This is a genomic window from Staphylococcus equorum (genome assembly GCF_029024965.1).
In the GTDB taxonomy this organism is placed as follows: Bacteria; Bacillota; Bacilli; order Staphylococcales; family Staphylococcaceae; genus Staphylococcus; species Staphylococcus equorum.
Window position 1 is genome coordinate 1590630 of sequence record NZ_CP118982.1, and the last position, 17357, is coordinate 1607986.

The window sequence follows — 17357 nt, forward strand, 5'->3', positions numbered from 1 at the left end:
TCTATTTCAATTGTTTTTGTAATTCACTTAATTTAATTAATGCTTCTATCGGTGTCATATTAGATAAATTCAACGTCTTAATTTCATTTTCTATTTCAGATTGCTCGACCGGCGCATCAAATAGTTCAAATGCTGTTTGTTCAAATTGATTTTTTTTATCATCCTGTTTTGCATATTCCGATTGCTCAGGATATGTTGCAACTGGTTCTACTACATTTGAGTATTGTGCATCTTGAATACTTGAGTCTACTTCAAGTTTGTTAACTACGACTTGGTTTTCTTGTTTGTCAGTCTGTTCAAACGCATCTAATATGACTTGCGCACGTGAAATTACTTCGTCAGGTAGATGTGCTAATTTAGCTACTTGAATACCATAACTATCATCTACTGCGCCATCTTTAACCTTATGCAAGAAGATAAGTTCACCTTTGTATTCGTTTGCTGCTACATGCACATTTTTCAAACAAGATAAAGACTGATCTAAAGTTGTTAACTCATGATAATGCGTAGAAAATAGTGTTTTAGCATGAGACGTATTCGCAACATATTCTATCATTGATTGTGCAAGTGCTAATCCATCGTAGGTCGAAGTACCTCTTCCAATTTCATCAAAAATAATCAAACTATTTTCTGTCGCATGTGCGAGTGCTTTCTGCGCTTCTAACATTTCAACCATAAATGTACTTTTACCTGATACAAGATCATCTGCGGCGCCTATTCTTGTAAATATCTGGTCAAAGACTGGGAGCGTTGCCGATTCACAAGGGACGTATGCTCCCATTTGAGCCATGATACTAATTATGGCTACTTGGCGCATATATGTGGATTTACCAGACATATTAGGCCCAGTTATTAAATAGACAAATGTATCTTGATCTAATTCACAATCATTTGGCACATAATCATTATGGTCCATCACGCGTTCGACAACCGGATGACGCGAATTGGTTAATTGTAGTGTTTTGTCTTCGCTAAAAGTTGGACGTGCATAGTTATATTTTTGTGCAATTTCTGCAAAACTTTGTAAACAATCAAGTTCTGATATAACTTTTGCTTGTTTTTGTAAACGTTCTGTATAGGTTTTAATTTTTTCTCTTAGTTGAACAAACAATTGATATTCTAAGTCGATTGCTTTATCTTCAGCACCAAGAATAATGTCTTCTTTTTCTTTCAATTCATCTGTGATAAAACGTTCTGCATTAGATAATGTTTGCTTACGATGATATCCAAATGCTGTTGGGTCGAAACCTTGTAAGTTCGCTCTAGTAATTTCAATAAAGTAACCAAACACTTTATTAAAACTAATCTTTAACGATTTAATGCCAGTACGTTGGCGTTCTTTTGCCTGTAATTCAGCTAGCCATGACTTTCCATTTTTAGATGCCTCTAAATACTCGTCTAACTCACTATTAAAACCAGTTTTAAAAAGGCCACCTTCTTTTACAGAGATTGGTGGTTCTTCTTTTAAACTTTCTTCTAGTAAGCCAAGTAATTCTTCTAAAGGCTCTAGCGCTTTAAATTGTGCAGTCATCTGTTCATCAAAATCATTAAGTAGATTTTTAATATTTGGGATTTCTGAAATAGAATGTTTCAACTGAATTAAATCACGTGCATTGACGTTACCATAACTTACACGGCCTACTAAGCGTTCAATATCATAAACTTGATTCAAATGATTTCTTAATGTATCTCTTTCGATGAAATGATTAAGAAACTGTTCTACTGTATCTAAACGAGATTCTATATGTGCTTTATGGATAAGTGGTCTATCAATCCACTGTTTTAATCGTCTGGCACCCATTGGCGTCTTAGTCTCATCCATTAACCAGAGCAATGTTCCTTTTTTAGTTTTTAAACGAATACTTTCTGTTAATTCTAAATTTCGTTTAGCGTAAAAATCCATTTTCATAAAGTCTACCGCTTCATATTTAACAACTGCTTCAATATGGGATAAATCTCTTTTCTGTGTGTGATATATATAATCTAACAACAATTGTGTCGCATTAAACAAGTTGTGTTCTTTCATAGTATTTACATTATATTGTGCATCTGAAATTTCCGATAATACCGTTATCGTTTCAGTTGTTAAACTGATTTGTCGTTTTAAATCATCACCAATATTCTCGTTTACGACGATTTCATTAGGATTAATAGTTGTAATTTCATTCATTAGCGTCGCTTCATCTTCGAAATGTGTAACTTTCAACTCTCCAGTTGAAACATCACAATAACTTAATGCATAAGCGGCACTATCTTTCACAAAACTCAATATATAGTTGTTTTGTTTTTCATCAACGCCACCTTTATCCATTACCGTTCCAGGAGTAACAATTCTAACAACTTCACGACGAACCATACCTTTAGTCTGTCTTGGATCTTCCATTTGTTCACATATAGCTACTTTATATCCATTGCTAATCAATGTTTCAATATAGCCATCTGCTGCATGATAAGGTACACCACACATCGGTATTGGGTTCGTTTTTTTGGCATCCCTTTTCGTCAAAGTGATTTCTAATACTCTTGACGCCTCTTTCGCATCATCAAAAAACATTTCATAAAAATCGCCCAATCTAAAAAATAATAGACAATCTTGATATTGTGATTTTATTTTTAAATACTGTTGCATCATAGGAGTTTGGTTAGTCATTTTGATATTTCACAATCCTTCTATTAGTTTCTTACTTTTAAATTATCAATTTGGATTATACTTAATTTTGAATATGTAAGTTGCATTGTATCAATGTTTTTACATTTATCTATTTAGTAAAAATTAGCATTTATGTTATCGCTATCCATTTAATTTTCTTTAACTTAATTAGTTAATTTAACTCTTAAATTTTAACATAACTTTAGATATTACGCCTATTTATTCAATCATAGCGTTAAAGCTTAATTATTATCAAACGCTTTTATAAGCGTTTTTAGAAAAACCTTAATTTTAAGTATTCAAACTATATTGATGCGTATATATTATATGTATATTGTCTATGCAAATGTAATGATAAAGTCACACGAACAAAACCCCTCACTACTGGCACAGTGAGGGGTTTTGTATTTATACTACAAATCCTAATAATAATCAATTTACATATAATTATTTATGCTTTAATTCTTCATTTGCGGCATTGATAAAGTCATGTACTGTCGCTATATCCATATCGAGCATTATAAGTGAACGTAATGGTAAATTTTCAAAAAGTGGCGCAAGTTCTGGATCTTCTGTTACCTTACCTATGAGTTCGTCTAATTGATATTGTTTCAGTGATTGTTTGATTTCATTTTTTCTTAACACTAATTCATATACATAAGTATCTTCATGAATCCAATACGATTTTGTTTGATTAGTTATATCTAAAGTAATTGATTGCTCTAATCTGATATCTTCAACTGAAGAACCTACATATACTACGTACTCTCCATCATCTATTTGCCATTGTCTCGTATTATTATTAAACCAGCGCAAAGCTTTATAAGGTATATCAAACGTAATTATTTTTGATTCGTTTGCATCTAAAGCAATACGTTCAAAATCTCTAAGTTCTTTGAGTGGCATATCTATATCACTTGCACGATTTCCAATATAAACTTGTATAACTTCTTCCCCAAATATTTTCCCAGTATTTTTGATATCCAGATTAATTTTCAAGCTATTTTCTTGAGGAGCAATTTTGATATTAGAATACTCAAAGGTTGTATAACTTAAACCATGGCCAAATGGAAATTGCGTTTTGATATGTTTTGTATCGTAATATCTATAACCTACATATATGCCTTCTCTGTAATCTTCTTCTGCTTTACTTTGATTAAATGTTAAATACGAGGGAACGTCTTCAAGTCGTTTTGGAACAGTTTCTGTTAATTTACCTGCTGGATTTTGTTTACCAGTTAAGACATCTTTGATTGCTTCTCCTACTGCTTCACCTGATAAATAGGTTTCAACAATAGATTTCACTTTATGTGCCCAAGGCATAAGTACTGTCCCACCATTTTGTAAAACAACAGTTACATTTTGATTCTCTCTCGTTACTACATCTAATAATGTTAATTGATTGTCTGGTAATGCTAAAGCATTTTTATCGAATCCTTCAGTTTCATAACTTTCAGGATAGCCTAAAAATAATATTACTTGGTCGTTTTGTTGCGCTACTTTTACTGCTTCTTGTTGAAGCTTTTGATCTACTTCATGATTACTAATGTAATAACCCTGAGCATATTCAACTTGATGTTTATTAAAAGCTTCCAATGGCGTTACAATGTTATATGGATTAACTTTAGAAGAACCGCCACCTTGAATTCTTGGTTTAGCTGCAAGTTCACCAATCAAGCCTAATGATGATGAATTTATTGGTAGGTTATTGTTTTCATTTTTTAATAAAATAATACTTTTACTTGCTAGTACTCTTGAGAAATCATGGTAACTCGCTTTGTCATAAGACTGCGCTTCATCTTTGATTTGATGTTGTTTAATTAACGTTAAAACACGATCCACTGAGATATCTAGTATATGCTCGTCCAATTCGCCATTTTTTACAGCATTTGTTACTTCAGTCAATGTGCTTTGTCCCTTACCAGGCATTTCTAAATTCAGCCCTGCTTTTAATGAATTGGAACGATGTTTTATCGCCGACCAGTCAGAGACAACGACACCTTGATATCCCCATTCATTTCTCAGCACATCTGTAAGTAGCCATTTATTCTCAGAAACAGGAACATGGTTAATAGCATTATAAGAACTCATAATCGTAGCTGGTTGAGCATATTTTACAACTGTTTCAAATGCACTAAGATAAATTTCTCTCAGTGTTCGTTCATCTATATTAGAAGAATTGGTAAATCGTTGATTCTCTCTATTATTAGCGGCAAAGTGTTTTACACTTGATCCAATACCCTGAGACTGTAAACCATTAATATAAGCTGTTGCAAGCTTACCAGCTACTAAAGGATCTTCAGACATGTATTCAAAATTCCTACCAGCCAAAGGGTTTCTTTTAATATTTATACCAGGACCTAACAACACATTAACTTTTTCACTTTTTGCTATTTGTCCTAAATATTCACCATATTGACGTAGCAAATTTTTATCAAATGAACTAGCAATTAGTGCTAAACTTGGAAAACTAATAGTTTTTATGCTTTGATTTAAGCCTAAAGCATCAGCTCCCTCTTCTTGCTTTCTTACCCCAGAAGGACCATCAGTTAGTAGTAGTGCATTTAATCCTTTATCTTCTAGGTCATACGTATACCAAAATGCATGGCCAGTTACAATTTTAATTTTTTCTTCTAACGATAAATTTTTAATTATTTCATTGTTTTTCATAAGACATTTCTCCCTTAAAATAAGTATTACGAAATTTGTGTCGCTCCAAATGAATTTTTTACTTGTCAAAATTTTCTTGTTTAGTTTGTAATAAAATGAATAGTTTCTTCAAGTGCATCATCAGCTTCAGGTGAATATCCAAGATCATTTATGAATGCGTGATAAGCATTTTCATATAATAGGCATGATACTTTATGCCCAGATTTTTCTAATAACTCAGCGTATTCTATACCATCACTTTTTAGCCCATCATTTTCAGCTACCATAATTAAAGTATTAGGCATTTCAGTTGGTATATTTGCTCTTAATGGTGATACATAAGGTAAGTGTTTGTCCTTTTTGTTCTTTAAATATAAACGCTGACATACGAAAATTAGTTTTTTCATCCCTTGAAAAGCTGCACCTTGTTGTTTATAGCTGGGTTTGTCTAAAGAAACTAAATCTGTCAAAGGATAATATAAAATTTGGTTTTGGATTTTAATCTGTTCTTTTGCTAATTTTAATATTAATGCCGCTGCTAAATTACCACCTGCACTATCCCCGGCTATGCTAATTTGAGTTGTATCAATATCAAAATCACTCGCGTATTTCAATAAATAGTTTAAGCCCTTATAGCAATCGTTTAACCCTTCTGGATATTTAGCTTCAGGTGATAAGGTATAATCTACACTCGCAATAACGTAACCTGTTCTGTCAGCAAGTGCTCTCATGAAATTATCATTTACATAGGAAGAACCACCAATAAATGCACCACCATGAATAAAATAAAGTAGCGGTTTCTTGCCATCCGCGTTACTATCACTTCGATATATATTTAATGAAATTAAATTTTTCCAACCGTAAATTTTATACGTTTCTTTATAAATTGGTTGACTGTAATTTAATAGTTTTTGATCTTGATTTTCCATAGCTTTTCTAAAAGTTTTAAGATTGAATCTAATCAAATATTCTAATACAGGGCCAGGAAGTTTAGTTAATAACTTCATACTATTTATAGCATTTTCTTTTTTATCTTCACTTAATTTTTTTCTTACTATATCCACAGTAGCGTCACTCCTTTTATTTACAAACAGCGTAATAAATAAATCTTTTCTTATATCACTTATTCTATTCTTTTCCCAAAAGATTTAATTGCACTTTTTCCATAAAAATAGTATATTTTCTATCAATAAGGGAGGAAGCTTTATGAAATATGAAAAAAAGATGAACTTGATTATATTTGTAAAATGCTACAAGAAAATACTGGTATGAATATTTCAATAAGCAAGGCAAATATCACTATTAAAGAATTTAAGTTTGTAAATCGGGAAAACCCTTTTCTTCCCACAGATGGACTTTATCAAGAACTATTTACTGAAAATGAATCTATTTTTGAAATACCCTTCATCAGATCACTTAATGATATAGAATGTTTTTTATGTTTACGAACAACATACTTTGACTTAACTATAGGGCCTTGTGTGTTAGAAGAAGTGACTAACAGTCTTTTTTATGATTATATAAAGCGTTATAAAGTGCCACTTTATTTAAAAAAGAATTTAAGAATTTATTTTAACTCCATCCCTATCTATAAAAAAAATGACCTCATTAGTATGGGACAACTAGTTTATTTTCTGTTATTTAACAAACAACTATCTCCATTAACTATTAAAGAACAATCACTTAATACGTTAATCTTAGAAAATGATATTGATTTCGAGCTTTCAATTAAACGTCTTAATGAACAATTACATCATGATATTTTATTAGAAAATAAATTTAATGAATATATAAAACAAGGAGATATTGATAGTATAAAAAATATTTTTAAAAATACAATTGATTTAGAAAAAGTTGGGGTAGTTATGCCTGATAATCTTACTCGTAATGATAAAAATTTAGCTATTTCTGCAGTAGCCATAGCGAGTAGATCAGCAATCGAAGGTGGATTACACTATGAAGTAGCTTACTCAATGAGTGATATACTCATCCAAAAGATAGAGGTAGAAAAGGAAATTGACTTATTAAAATCAGTAGAATATATATTTATAGAATTTGCTAATCAAGTAAAAAAATTAAATAGTGATAAATATTCACAGCCCATTAATTTAGTGCAACAATATATTTATAACCATTTATATCAACTTTTAACTTTAGATATATTAGCAAAGCATGTAAATTTAAGTTCAAAATATTTATCTCATTTATTCAAGAAAGAAGTTGGTATTACGATAAGTGCCTATATTACAGAGAAAAAACTAGAAGAAGCTAAATTATGGCTAGATAACTCAAGTTTATCCATTTCTGAAATAGCTCATCAGCTCAGCTTTTCAGATCAAAGCTACTTTATTAAAGTTTTCAAACGTTCTATTGGACTAACTCCAAAACAATACCGCTTAAAAAATTATAAAACATAAAATACCTTTAATGTTATCAAGATTGTAAAAGTAAAGTAGTCATAAGTCTTTATTCATAAAAACGAGACCAAGTCTCTATAAGTAATCAAGAATATTAGCATGTCATAACTTGTTTCGTTATCCATCCAAAAACTTCATGATTAATTATTTGAGTCTTAATCTCGTTTCGTAAATCTTATATAGCTTATAAGAAGCGTTTTAATATACCTTTTCTTTTCAATATCATTAATAATATATAACTGATGATAGCACCAATAATGCTTGAAACGATAAATGCTAACATTAACGGTTTAATAGCAAAGTTAGAAAAGCCAAGTATCCAGGCTAATGGAATACAAACTATACTACCAATAATACCTGTCCCTATCACTTCCCCTACCGCAGCCATAAAGATATGCTTACGGTAATGGTAAAAACCACTTGCGAGTAGTACACCTACCATACTTCCAGGAAAGGCGAAGAAGCTACCAGTACCAAAAATCATACGTAATACAGAAGAAATAAATGCTTGAGCTAGTCCAAACCAAGGGCCAACAAACACGGCACATAGTACATTAATTAAATGTTGAATAGGTGCTGCTTTAATCGGGCCTAACGGAATGACAATAATACTACTCAACACTACATTGATAGCGATGAATATTGCGGTTAACGTTAACCTTTTCGTCTTAATTGACTTCATTCGGTTCATTCCTTTCCTGAAAGTACATTACTTGCTAGTCCTCATTTTGCTCATGTTGATTCAAACGATCAGACATTGTACTTATCATCATTTGTAATAAATCGTTGGCTTCAGTTTGCGATTCTCTGAATTCTTCCACTATCGGTAGAACATTAATATCTTGCTCAATACCTTGTATTTTACCTTCAGATTGTTTTAAAGCTTCTGTTTTACCGTAATTTTGTAAATTTACGGATTGCTTTTGTGTTTTTTTTAAATCTTTCATGCGTTGTTCAATATTTTTATTGTAATGAATTTGTTGTTCAACAGTGTGATAATCTTTAACTGTATCCAATGATTTGATTCGTTCACTAATGCGATTTGCTTCAGCTAATATGTCATCTTTTTCATACATTATTGAGTCACCACTGCTTTTTCACTCGCACGTAAAAATGTACCGTTTAATGAAAATTGCTTCGCTTCGTCAACTTGTACATCAACAATTCTGCCTATCATTTCTTTAGGCGCTTTGAAGTTAACAAGTTTATTTTTAGAAGTATAACCCGCTAACACAGCATTATCCTTCTTACTGGAACCTTCACACAATACTTGGATTACTTTGCCTTCATATTGCTTCATAGCTTGTTCTGAATAATAAGCCACTTTTTTATTTAATTGTTGTAATCTATCTTTCTTCACTTCTAAAGGCACATTATCTTTCATCTTCGCTGCTGGTGTACCATCTCTTTGTGAATAAATATAAGTATATGCATGTTCAAATTCAACTTCGTCATACAATGTTAAAGTTTCTTCAAATTGTGCTTCAGTTTCATTTGGATAACCTACGATAATATCTGTAGTCAATGCCACGTTAGGTATCTTCATTTTAATTCTATTTACTAAATCTAAATAGCTTTCACGTGTATATTTACGTCCCATAATTTTTAATACTGCGTTGTTACCTGATTGAACTGGTAAATGTACGTGAGGTACAATATTGCCCCCGTTCGCAATAACTTCAATCATACGATCCGTAAAGTCCCAAGGATGACTTGTAGTAAATCTCACTCTTGGTATATCAATTTGTGTAATATCTTCTAATAAATCACCCAAACCATATTCTAAGCCCTCTATATCTTTACCATAAGCATTAACGTTTTGACCCAGCAACGTAATTTCTTGATAACCTTGGCGTGCTAAATCTCTCACTTCAGCAATGATATCTTCTGGACGTCTACTACGCTCTTTACCTCTTGTAAAAGGCACAATACAATATGTACAGAATTTATCACAGCCATACATAATATTTACCCAAGCTTTAATATTACCTTTTCTTACTTTAGGAAGGTTTTCAATAACGTCTCCTTCTTTTGACCATACTTCTACTACCATCGCTTTTGATAAATAAGCTTCTTCTAAAATTTCTGGTAAACGATGAATATTATGTGTTCCGAAAATAATATCAACGTTCTGGTATGATTTAAGAATTTTGTTAACAACTGATTCTTCTTGTGACATACAACCACATACACCGATAACTGTTTCTGGCTTTTCTCGTTTTAAGTGTTTTAAATTACCAATTTCACTAAACACTTTACTCTCTGCATTTTCACGTATTGCACATGTGTTAATTAAAATCACATCAGCATGATTAATATCTTCTGTAGCAGTATAACCTAAAGCGCCTAAAATACCAGCCATGACTTCTGTATCATGCGCGTTCATTTGACAACCATATGTTTTAATTAAGAAGGTCTTCCCTTGACCCATATTGCGGAATTTTTCATCTATGTGGAAATCACGGTTATAGTTCACTTCTTCTTTACCACGTTTACGTGCTTCCTTTAAACTTGGTGGTTGATAGACATGCTCAAAATACTTGCTATAATCTTTAGTCTTCTTATCTCGTTCGGCTAAAATATCTATAGAAGTACTTTTTCTTTGCTCTTCATTCACTCTACAAAATCCTTTCTATATCATATAAACTATGAACACATGTTTTAAAATATGTTTTATATTTTGGTATTTCAACCTAGTCGTTCAAAGTTCTATAACTTTATCCATAATCATTACTTCATTATATTAAATTTAGCCCCAAAGTGCAAAAGTCTTTCCCAATAAGCAAAAACGATTCAACATCTTGATATGTTGAATCGCTTTTCTTTATTATATATTTTTTTAAATTTCGTCATATTTTCCAGTAAGTGTCTCGATTGTAATACCTTCAGGAACATGATAAAACTTAACCTGACTAATCGTACTCGGTATCTCCAATTCGACCATACGCTCATTTAACTTTTGAATCAAGATCAAACATTCATTCATCTCACCTTGTACTGTCGTTTCTAGTGGTCCAACTCTATAAGCCAAACCAGAATCATCAATTATTTTTATCGCTTCATCAACATAAGGTATAACATCTTCACCATTAGCAGTTTTCGGAATAATTTGGACACTCATTAACGTATCATGCATATCACTTCAGCCCCTTATCTGTTTTATTTATCTTTTAGTCTATCAAATAAGATGTTCAAGGCATAGATATAAAGCGTTAATCATTTATCTCATAAGATATATTTTAAAAATCTTCATTGATTTGTGTCATCATTATCATTTTAGCAACCATACCGCCATTGGCCGCTGCATCTATAATTTGGCCAGCGAAATTATCTTTCGTTTCTCCTGCAATATAAAAATGCTTAATTGAAGTTTCACCAAATGCATTGACTTCAAATTTTTCATTTTCATCACGCTCTAAACTCAAATTTTTCAAGAAATCAAAATGAGTATCCCATTGCATTTGGCTAAATCCACCTTCAACTTCAACTTTTTCATCATTTGCTAATGTAATATGAGTCAATTGACCATTTTCACCATTTAAATCAGCAATGAAATCGGTATATATATCAATGTTTTTAGCTTTAAGCCATGCTTTATCTTCGGTTGTAACACTTTCACCATTTGTAAAAACGATAAGATCTTTTGAAAAGTTACTTAATAATTTAACCATATGTGCCATCCTCTCAACTGTATAAATGATAGCCAATTTACGGTGACGCATTTCATAGCCATCACACCACGGACAATAAAATATTGATTGTCCATAAAATTCATTGAAACTAGGTATGTCTGGTCCTCGTTCTCTTAAACCTGTTGCGAGTAACACTTGTCTTGCTGTAAATGATTGTCCTGGGGTAAAAACTTCAAATCCGTCATCGTTTTCCTTAATATCTAAAACACGTTCTGCTAAAAATGATACATCTTTGTATTTAGCAATATCTTGTTTTGCTTTTTGTTTGAATTCAGTTGGTGAAATACCATCTTGCGTTAAATAACCATGTGATTCTGATGTCACTCGATTTCGTGGTTTATCCTCATCAATAACCAATGTATGCATCATACCTCTTCCAAAATTCAATGCTGCGCTTAAGCCAGCAGGACCGCCACCAATAACTATGATTTCATAATCCATTTACTCCACTCCTTTACACCTTTTAAAGATTCTTAATATCTATAATTAATTGAATAATATAAGGACTTAGTATTAAGCTAAGTCCTTTAATTTTTTTTGTTCTAAATTATTTATTAAACTACGTTCCGCTTCATCCATGATTTGTTTAATAGAACAACCTTCACCATGGTTAAAACTATCTTCTAGTAAGCTTTGTTTGCCATCAATAGTTACAATAATTTCATATATTGAAACCTCTTGCCATCCATTTTTTAATTGATAGCCGCCTTTAGCACCACTATTTGCTGAAATTATCCCAGCTTTTACAAGTCGTGTTAAAATTTTAGATAAATAAGTAGTAGAAACTTTCAATGCAGCTGCTAAGTCTTGTACTGGTATTCTTTTTGAATCACCGTTACTTTTTATCATAAATAATAAAGCGTGTAATGCATAATCTGTTGCCTTAGAACATTTCATTTGTTTATCAACTTCCTATTATCGATATCATATATCTATAATATCTTATTATGTTTTGTTTTGCAAATATTAATTATAATGTTGGTTAGAATGACATCATAAATGGTTAATTGGGCTCATGTTGATAATGGTTTACAGCGTCAACAATTGCTTGCGTAAAATTAGTCATTAATGGAGACCAATTATCTCGATTTTCCCTATCATAAAGATTATATCTTTTGTTAATAAAGAATTTTTTTCTTAGACGCGCAGTTATTTCTAGCTGAACGCCAGCTTTGTGTTGACAACAATTAACAAAATTATCATCGTGAAGTCCAGAAATATGAGCTGGCGCATCTTTAACGATGATATTAATTTCAGATAAATATTGTTTAATATAATTTATCAGTGCTTGATCTCTTCCACCAATATATACTTCTGGTTTATCACCCATACAACCGTGAACAGAAATCGCATGTCTATTGTCATTGATCATTTGTAAAAGTTTGGGCTCATCGAAATGTCTTGATGTCACATGTAGTTCGTGATTTTTATTGTGGCGTACCCCTTTAAAAGTATAAAAATCATAGTTACCGCGTTCGCTTATAGATTGAGCAAGTTCAGTTGTTCCACGTTCAATCGCCCCACCATGGACTGCCGTAATAATCATTGGCTGAGCTGTTTGCCGCGTATGAATTTCCCAATCTTCACCTTCACTTGTATGTAACATAAGTTCAGTCATTGAATTAAATTGGTCTATCATGGTATTCCCTCCAAAGTATAAAGCCCTATTTAGTTTCTATAATACTATAAATCAGAATATGTTATTCCTTCATTTACTAAAAAAGCTGATACTATACGGTGTTGAATGTGTCTCAATCCAACTCCGTATGTAATCAGCTTATATGCTATCATTTAATTATTTTTACTATATTAGTATTATCTATACTTCCAATTTAAACAAATTGTTTTGTTAATTCATTGAATTGCGTTTCATCAATATGAATATCTCTTTTAGCTAATGGCGTATCTTCCATTTCTTCAATTTGAGATTCATATGAAGGTGTTTCAGTATCTTGATAAACAATGCCTTTAATTAGCGAATCATACTCTAAAACTTTTTGTGTTGCTTTACTTTTATCTGTAACATCAAAACCTTCTATATCTTCAATGCTTGTAAGGTTTTCTTTAAACCAATCATAAGTATTCACTTTATTATATGTGACACATGGTGAAAAGACGTTCACAAATGAAAAACCGTCGTGGTTAATAGCATCTTCAAGCATTTTTGTAAGTCCTTTTATATCACTTGAGAAACCTTGTGCTACAAATGTTGCCCCAGAAGATAACGCGAGCTCTAATGGTTTAACATTTTGCTCGATATTTCCTTTTGGTGTTGATTTTGTAACAAAACCTGGCGCTGATGAAGGTGATGTTTGACCTTTAGTCAGTCCATAAATTTGGTTATCCATTACAATATATGTCATGTTCATATTTCTACGCAATGCATGAACGGTATGGCCCATACCTATTGCATAACCGTCACCATCTCCTCCGGAAGCAATAACAGTCAAGTCTTTGTTCGCCATTTTCACGCCTTGTGCTAATGGTAATGAACGACCATGTATACCATGTACACCATAAGAATTCACATAGCCAGATAAACGACCTGAACAGCCGATACCAGTAATGATTGCTACTTCTTCAGGTTCCAAGCCAATATTGGCTGCTGCTTTTTGAATCGCTGCTTGGACTGAAAAATCTCCACAACCTGGGCACCAATTGGGCTTAACATTATTTCTAAAATCTTTAAACGTTGCCATTTATACCAGCTCCTTTAAATCTTTGGCAATCTCAAGTCCTTTTGTTTCAATTTCATGTGGCAAGAATGGCGTACCATCGTATTTTGTTTGGTTCACTAATTTATCACCTAATGTAACATTCATTTTCAAGATGCTTGCAAGTTGTCCTTGGTAATTGTGTTCAACTACGACAACTTTTGATGCTTTATCAATGGATTTTTGTAGTGTTTCTTTAGGAAAAGGATGCAATTGTCTAATTTGTAAATGATTTACTTTTAAGCCTTGCGCTTCTAGTCTATCTTTACCTTCTTGAATTGCGCCCTTAGTAGAAATGAAACCTAAATATAAGATGTCTGCTTCATCATGTTGTTCATCTGCCTCTACTGGGTCTTTAATCAGTAAATGCTCAGTTTTACGCATACGTTTATCCATTTGTTGTTGTCTATTATCAGCCGCTTCACTCGTCTTACCTTCTTCGTTATGCTCTACACCTGTTACATGGTGTATACCGCCTTTAACACCTGGAATCGGTCTAGGTGATACGCCACTTTCAGTCAATGCATAACGTTTGAAATACGCTTTGTCATCTTCTTCTCGTTCTATATCAGATTGGATTGTTTCGCCACGGTTAATTTCTATTTTGTTATAATCTAATTTTTCAACAGTTTGTTTGCCTAATGACAATTGTAAATCACTTAAAATAATCACTGGGCACTGATACATTTCTGCTAAATTAAATGCTTCAATTGTTAGATAAAATGCATCTGCTGCATCTGTAGGTGCAACTACGATTTTAGGGATATCCCCATGTGTACCGTAAATCATCTGCATTAAATCAGATTGTTCTTGCTTGGTAGGCAATCCTGTAGAAGGCCCGCCACGTTGAGTATTAACCACTACAAATGGTGTTTCTGTCATACCCGATAGACCAATCGCTTCCATCATTAATGAAAGTCCAGGTCCAGCACTAGCTGTAAAAGCACGTACGCCAGCATAATTTGATCCAATAGCCATGTTTGCCGCAGCAATTTCATCTTCAGTTTGTACAACTGTGCCGCCTACTTTTGGTAGATTATCAATCATATACTCCATAATTTCTGAAGCAGGCGTAATAGGATATGCCGCCATAAATCTTGATCCAGCTGATAAAGCGCCTAAGCCGATTGCATCATTACCAATCATATATAGATGTGGTGTTCCATCTGTTTCTTCTAAAACAAAGTCACCTTCAACATCATTAAGTTGCTCCATCATTAAACGATAACCTTCATTTAATGCTTCTATATTCATTTCGACAACTTTCTCGCCTTTTCTAGTAAACATATTAGTAATAAGCGTTTCAAAAGCTGAAATATCTAATTTCATTACTGCACATGTAGCACCAATAGCAACCATGTTTTTCATTAAGGCAGTGCCTAATTCTTTTGCTGTTGCCGTAAATGGTAAAACTATAAGTTGCGCACGACAACCTTCAGGTTTTTCTGGTTTTGCCTTGCTGTCTGCAATAATAATACTATCTGTTCTCATTTCATGATGGTTAACTTCTATTGTTTCTTGATCAAAAGCGATTAATATATCTAAATCATCACTTATCGCATGTACAGGTGATGTTGAAACTCTTATTTTATTATTCGTATGTCCGCCCATTATTCTACTTGAAAAATGACGATATCCATATAAATAGTATCCTTTACGGTTCATCGCAGTAGCAAAGATTTCCCCCGTTGATTCAATACCTTCACCTTGCTGGCCGCCAACTTTCCATGATACTTGTGATTTCATACCATCTTGCCTCCTAATGGTTATAATAATTCATAATCAATCATATCAAAATAAACCACCCTATTACTATGTAAAGAGTGGTTTATTTTAAAATTCATACTAACGGACGATAATTAAAATGGATGATCATCGTTGATAAGTACGCGTTCAATATGCGTTGCTTTACCATCTTTATTAATATCTATTATAACACCAGACAAGACACTACGTCCTTCATCCGGCACTACATGTCTTTGTGGTAAGCTAGTAATAAAGCGTGTGATAACTTCTCCTCTATTGATTCCAAGTATACCATCGTAAAATCCAGTCATACCTACATCTGTAATATAACCTGTACCACCTGGCAATATTCTTTCATCAGAAGTTTGAATATGTGTATGTGTACCTACTACAGCACTCACTCTATTATCTAAATACCAACCCATTGCATTTTTTTCAGAAGTTGTTTCCGCATGAAAATCTACAAATATATAATCTGTCTCTTTTTGTGCTTCAGCAATTAATTCATCTGCTTTTTTGAATGGATCATCTATGTCTTGCATAAATGCACGACCTTGTAGGTTGATAATCGCCAATTTAAGATCGTTGATTTGAATAATGCGCATACCTACACCTGGCGCTTCATCTGGAAAATTTGCTGGTCGAACCATACGCTTAGCACTTTCTATAAAATCATAAATTTGACGTTGTCCGTATGTATGGTTCCCCATAGTCATGAAATCTACGCCTTCTCTTAATAATTCTTTATATATCTTTTCAGTTAATCCTTTACCATGTGCGGCATTTTCCGCATTTACGATTGTAACTGTAGGACGATGCGTTTGTTTAAGCTTAGGCAAGTACGTGTTAATTGCTTCTCTACCTACTTTACCTACGATATCTCCAATAAATAATATTCTCATTTACTTGTTCATCCTCTCTTAATGCTAGTTTAATGTAAATGATTTACATTGAAAAGGCTCTTTAGTAAATATTCCTTTAATTTTTAAGTTTTATATTTTGTAATGGGGGTATAACTCATTATAGTAATTATTTTAATCCACAATATAGGAGTTGGAAGTAATACATGTCAATTAATATCGATCCACAACATTTTGCTGATCTAGTTGTTACAGCAAACCCATCAAAAAGTGAAGATGCAGAAGATATAGCAAAAGATAGTCTAGAGCTATATATCAATGCTTACCGTTTAGCAGAAAGATATGCAAATATCGCTACAAATTGCTATGACACAGCTGAAATTATCAAAGAAGTTAAAGTTGCAGATTTGGAATTAAACAAATAAACATATAAATTGCTTAGTATAATGAGGTTTACTTCAATATATCGATAAGGAGTCTTTTAACTTTATAGTTAAAGGCTCTTTTTTGTTATTTGAGACTTTGAAGTTCTTTTACTATTTAAATAACATCATAAAACAGTAAATGATACGAATCATCAAAAAACTGCCAACAAGTCCTATGACTTTGTTGGCAGTCTCTAGTTAGAC

The 17357-nt window shown here is 32.5% G+C and carries 15 protein-coding genes; 2 read left to right on the plus strand and 13 right to left on the minus strand.

Features of this window, described 5'->3' with window-relative positions:
* Window position 1: 1 nt before the first annotated feature.
* From mutS to PYW44_RS07755, 3 genes are all read right to left on the minus strand, one after another.
* Window positions 2-2650: a DNA mismatch repair protein MutS gene (gene mutS, locus PYW44_RS07745; RefSeq protein WP_069828211.1), complete on the minus strand. Its 2649-nt coding sequence runs from the start codon at window positions 2648-2650 to the stop codon at window positions 2-4.
* Window positions 2651-3097: 447 nt separating this feature from the next.
* Window positions 3098-5320 carry a beta-glucosidase gene (locus PYW44_RS07750; protein ID WP_021338765.1) on the minus strand — a complete coding sequence of 741 codons (2223 nt, stop codon included), beginning with the start codon at window positions 5318-5320 and terminating at the stop codon, window positions 3098-3100.
* A gap of 80 nt (window positions 5321-5400) precedes the next feature.
* Window positions 5401-6363 carry an alpha/beta hydrolase gene (locus PYW44_RS07755; RefSeq protein WP_021338764.1) on the minus strand — a complete coding sequence of 321 codons (963 nt, stop codon included), beginning with the start codon at window positions 6361-6363 and terminating at the stop codon, window positions 5401-5403.
* 183 nt (window positions 6364-6546) lie between these two features.
* Here PYW44_RS07755 and PYW44_RS07760 point away from each other — a divergent pair, with 183 nt between their 5' ends.
* Entirely contained in the window at window positions 6547-7716 is a 1170-nt protein-coding gene (locus PYW44_RS07760) for a helix-turn-helix domain-containing protein (protein ID WP_064782955.1), read from the plus strand.
* A 184-nt stretch (window positions 7717-7900) separates the two neighbouring features.
* On the opposite strand, the gene thiW is transcribed toward PYW44_RS07760, so the two are convergent.
* The 10 genes from thiW to PYW44_RS07810 form a co-directional block, all read right to left on the minus strand.
* Window positions 7901-8398 carry an energy coupling factor transporter S component ThiW gene (thiW, locus tag PYW44_RS07765; protein WP_002507815.1) on the minus strand — a complete coding sequence of 166 codons (498 nt, stop codon included), beginning with the start codon at window positions 8396-8398 and terminating at the stop codon, window positions 7901-7903.
* 34 nt (window positions 8399-8432) lie between these two features.
* On the minus strand, window positions 8433-8792 hold the full coding sequence (locus PYW44_RS07770) for a YlbF/YmcA family competence regulator (RefSeq protein WP_002507816.1): 360 nt from the start codon (window positions 8790-8792) through the stop codon (window positions 8433-8435).
* Window positions 8792-10333 carry a tRNA (N6-isopentenyl adenosine(37)-C2)-methylthiotransferase MiaB gene (miaB, locus tag PYW44_RS07775; protein WP_021338762.1) on the minus strand — a complete coding sequence of 514 codons (1542 nt, stop codon included), beginning with the start codon at window positions 10331-10333 and terminating at the stop codon, window positions 8792-8794. Before miaB ends, PYW44_RS07770 begins: the two co-directional genes overlap by 1 nt.
* Before the next feature lie 222 nt (window positions 10334-10555).
* Entirely contained in the window at window positions 10556-10852 is a 297-nt protein-coding gene (locus PYW44_RS07780; protein WP_002507818.1) for a thiamine-binding protein, read from the minus strand.
* Window positions 10853-10955: 103 nt separating this feature from the next.
* Window positions 10956-11849, minus strand: coding sequence for an NAD(P)/FAD-dependent oxidoreductase (locus PYW44_RS07785; RefSeq protein WP_021338761.1), 894 nt, complete (start codon window positions 11847-11849; stop codon window positions 10956-10958).
* A 72-nt stretch (window positions 11850-11921) separates the two neighbouring features.
* A complete protein-coding gene (locus tag PYW44_RS07790; protein ID WP_046465286.1) occupies window positions 11922-12305 on the minus strand; it encodes an RrF2 family transcriptional regulator in 384 nt (127 codons plus the stop codon).
* Window positions 12306-12411: 106 nt separating this feature from the next.
* Entirely contained in the window at window positions 12412-13047 is a 636-nt protein-coding gene (locus tag PYW44_RS07795) for a poly-gamma-glutamate hydrolase family protein (RefSeq protein WP_021338759.1), read from the minus strand.
* A gap of 193 nt (window positions 13048-13240) precedes the next feature.
* Window positions 13241-14107, minus strand: coding sequence for a 2-oxoacid:ferredoxin oxidoreductase subunit beta (locus PYW44_RS07800; protein WP_021338758.1), 867 nt, complete (start codon window positions 14105-14107; stop codon window positions 13241-13243).
* Entirely contained in the window at window positions 14108-15868 is a 1761-nt protein-coding gene (locus PYW44_RS07805; RefSeq protein WP_021338757.1) for a 2-oxoacid:acceptor oxidoreductase subunit alpha, read from the minus strand. It abuts the gene before it with no gap.
* Window positions 15869-15981: 113 nt separating this feature from the next.
* A complete protein-coding gene (locus tag PYW44_RS07810) occupies window positions 15982-16770 on the minus strand; it encodes a TIGR00282 family metallophosphoesterase (protein ID WP_002507824.1) in 789 nt (262 codons plus the stop codon).
* A gap of 164 nt (window positions 16771-16934) precedes the next feature.
* Between PYW44_RS07810 and PYW44_RS07815 the strand changes: the two genes are divergently transcribed.
* Complete coding sequence (locus PYW44_RS07815) at window positions 16935-17153, plus strand: hypothetical protein (RefSeq protein ID WP_002507825.1); 219 nt, start codon at window positions 16935-16937, stop codon at window positions 17151-17153.
* Window positions 17154-17357 lie beyond the last annotated feature (204 nt).

Excerpts from the sequence above, each read along its gene's own strand:
- PYW44_RS07815 (WP_002507825.1), top strand. The coding sequence starts at position 16,935 with ATGTCAATTAATATCGATCCACAACATTTTGCTGATCTAGTTGTTACA.
- PYW44_RS07810 (WP_002507824.1), bottom strand. The coding sequence starts at position 16,770 with ATGAGAATATTATTTATTGGAGATATCGTAGGTAAAGTAGGTAGAGAA.
- PYW44_RS07750 (WP_021338765.1), bottom strand. The coding sequence starts at position 5,320 with ATGAAAAACAATGAAATAATTAAAAATTTATCGTTAGAAGAAAAAATT.
- thiW (WP_002507815.1), bottom strand. The coding sequence starts at position 8,398 with ATGAAGTCAATTAAGACGAAAAGGTTAACGTTAACCGCAATATTCATC.
- PYW44_RS07770 (WP_002507816.1), bottom strand. The coding sequence starts at position 8,792 with ATGTATGAAAAAGATGACATATTAGCTGAAGCAAATCGCATTAGTGAA.
- mutS (WP_069828211.1), bottom strand. The coding sequence starts at position 2,650 with ATGACTAACCAAACTCCTATGATGCAACAGTATTTAAAAATAAAATCA.
- PYW44_RS07790 (WP_046465286.1), bottom strand. The coding sequence starts at position 12,305 with ATGAAATGTTCTAAGGCAACAGATTATGCATTACACGCTTTATTATTT.
- PYW44_RS07795 (WP_021338759.1), bottom strand. The coding sequence starts at position 13,047 with ATGATAGACCAATTTAATTCAATGACTGAACTTATGTTACATACAAGT.
- PYW44_RS07805 (WP_021338757.1), bottom strand. The coding sequence starts at position 15,868 with ATGAAATCACAAGTATCATGGAAAGTTGGCGGCCAGCAAGGTGAAGGT.
- PYW44_RS07785 (WP_021338761.1), bottom strand. The coding sequence starts at position 11,849 with ATGGATTATGAAATCATAGTTATTGGTGGCGGTCCTGCTGGCTTAAGC.
- PYW44_RS07800 (WP_021338758.1), bottom strand. The coding sequence starts at position 14,107 with ATGGCAACGTTTAAAGATTTTAGAAATAATGTTAAGCCCAATTGGTGC.
- PYW44_RS07760 (WP_064782955.1), top strand. The coding sequence starts at position 6,547 with ATGCTACAAGAAAATACTGGTATGAATATTTCAATAAGCAAGGCAAAT.
- PYW44_RS07780 (WP_002507818.1), bottom strand. The coding sequence starts at position 10,852 with ATGCATGATACGTTAATGAGTGTCCAAATTATTCCGAAAACTGCTAAT.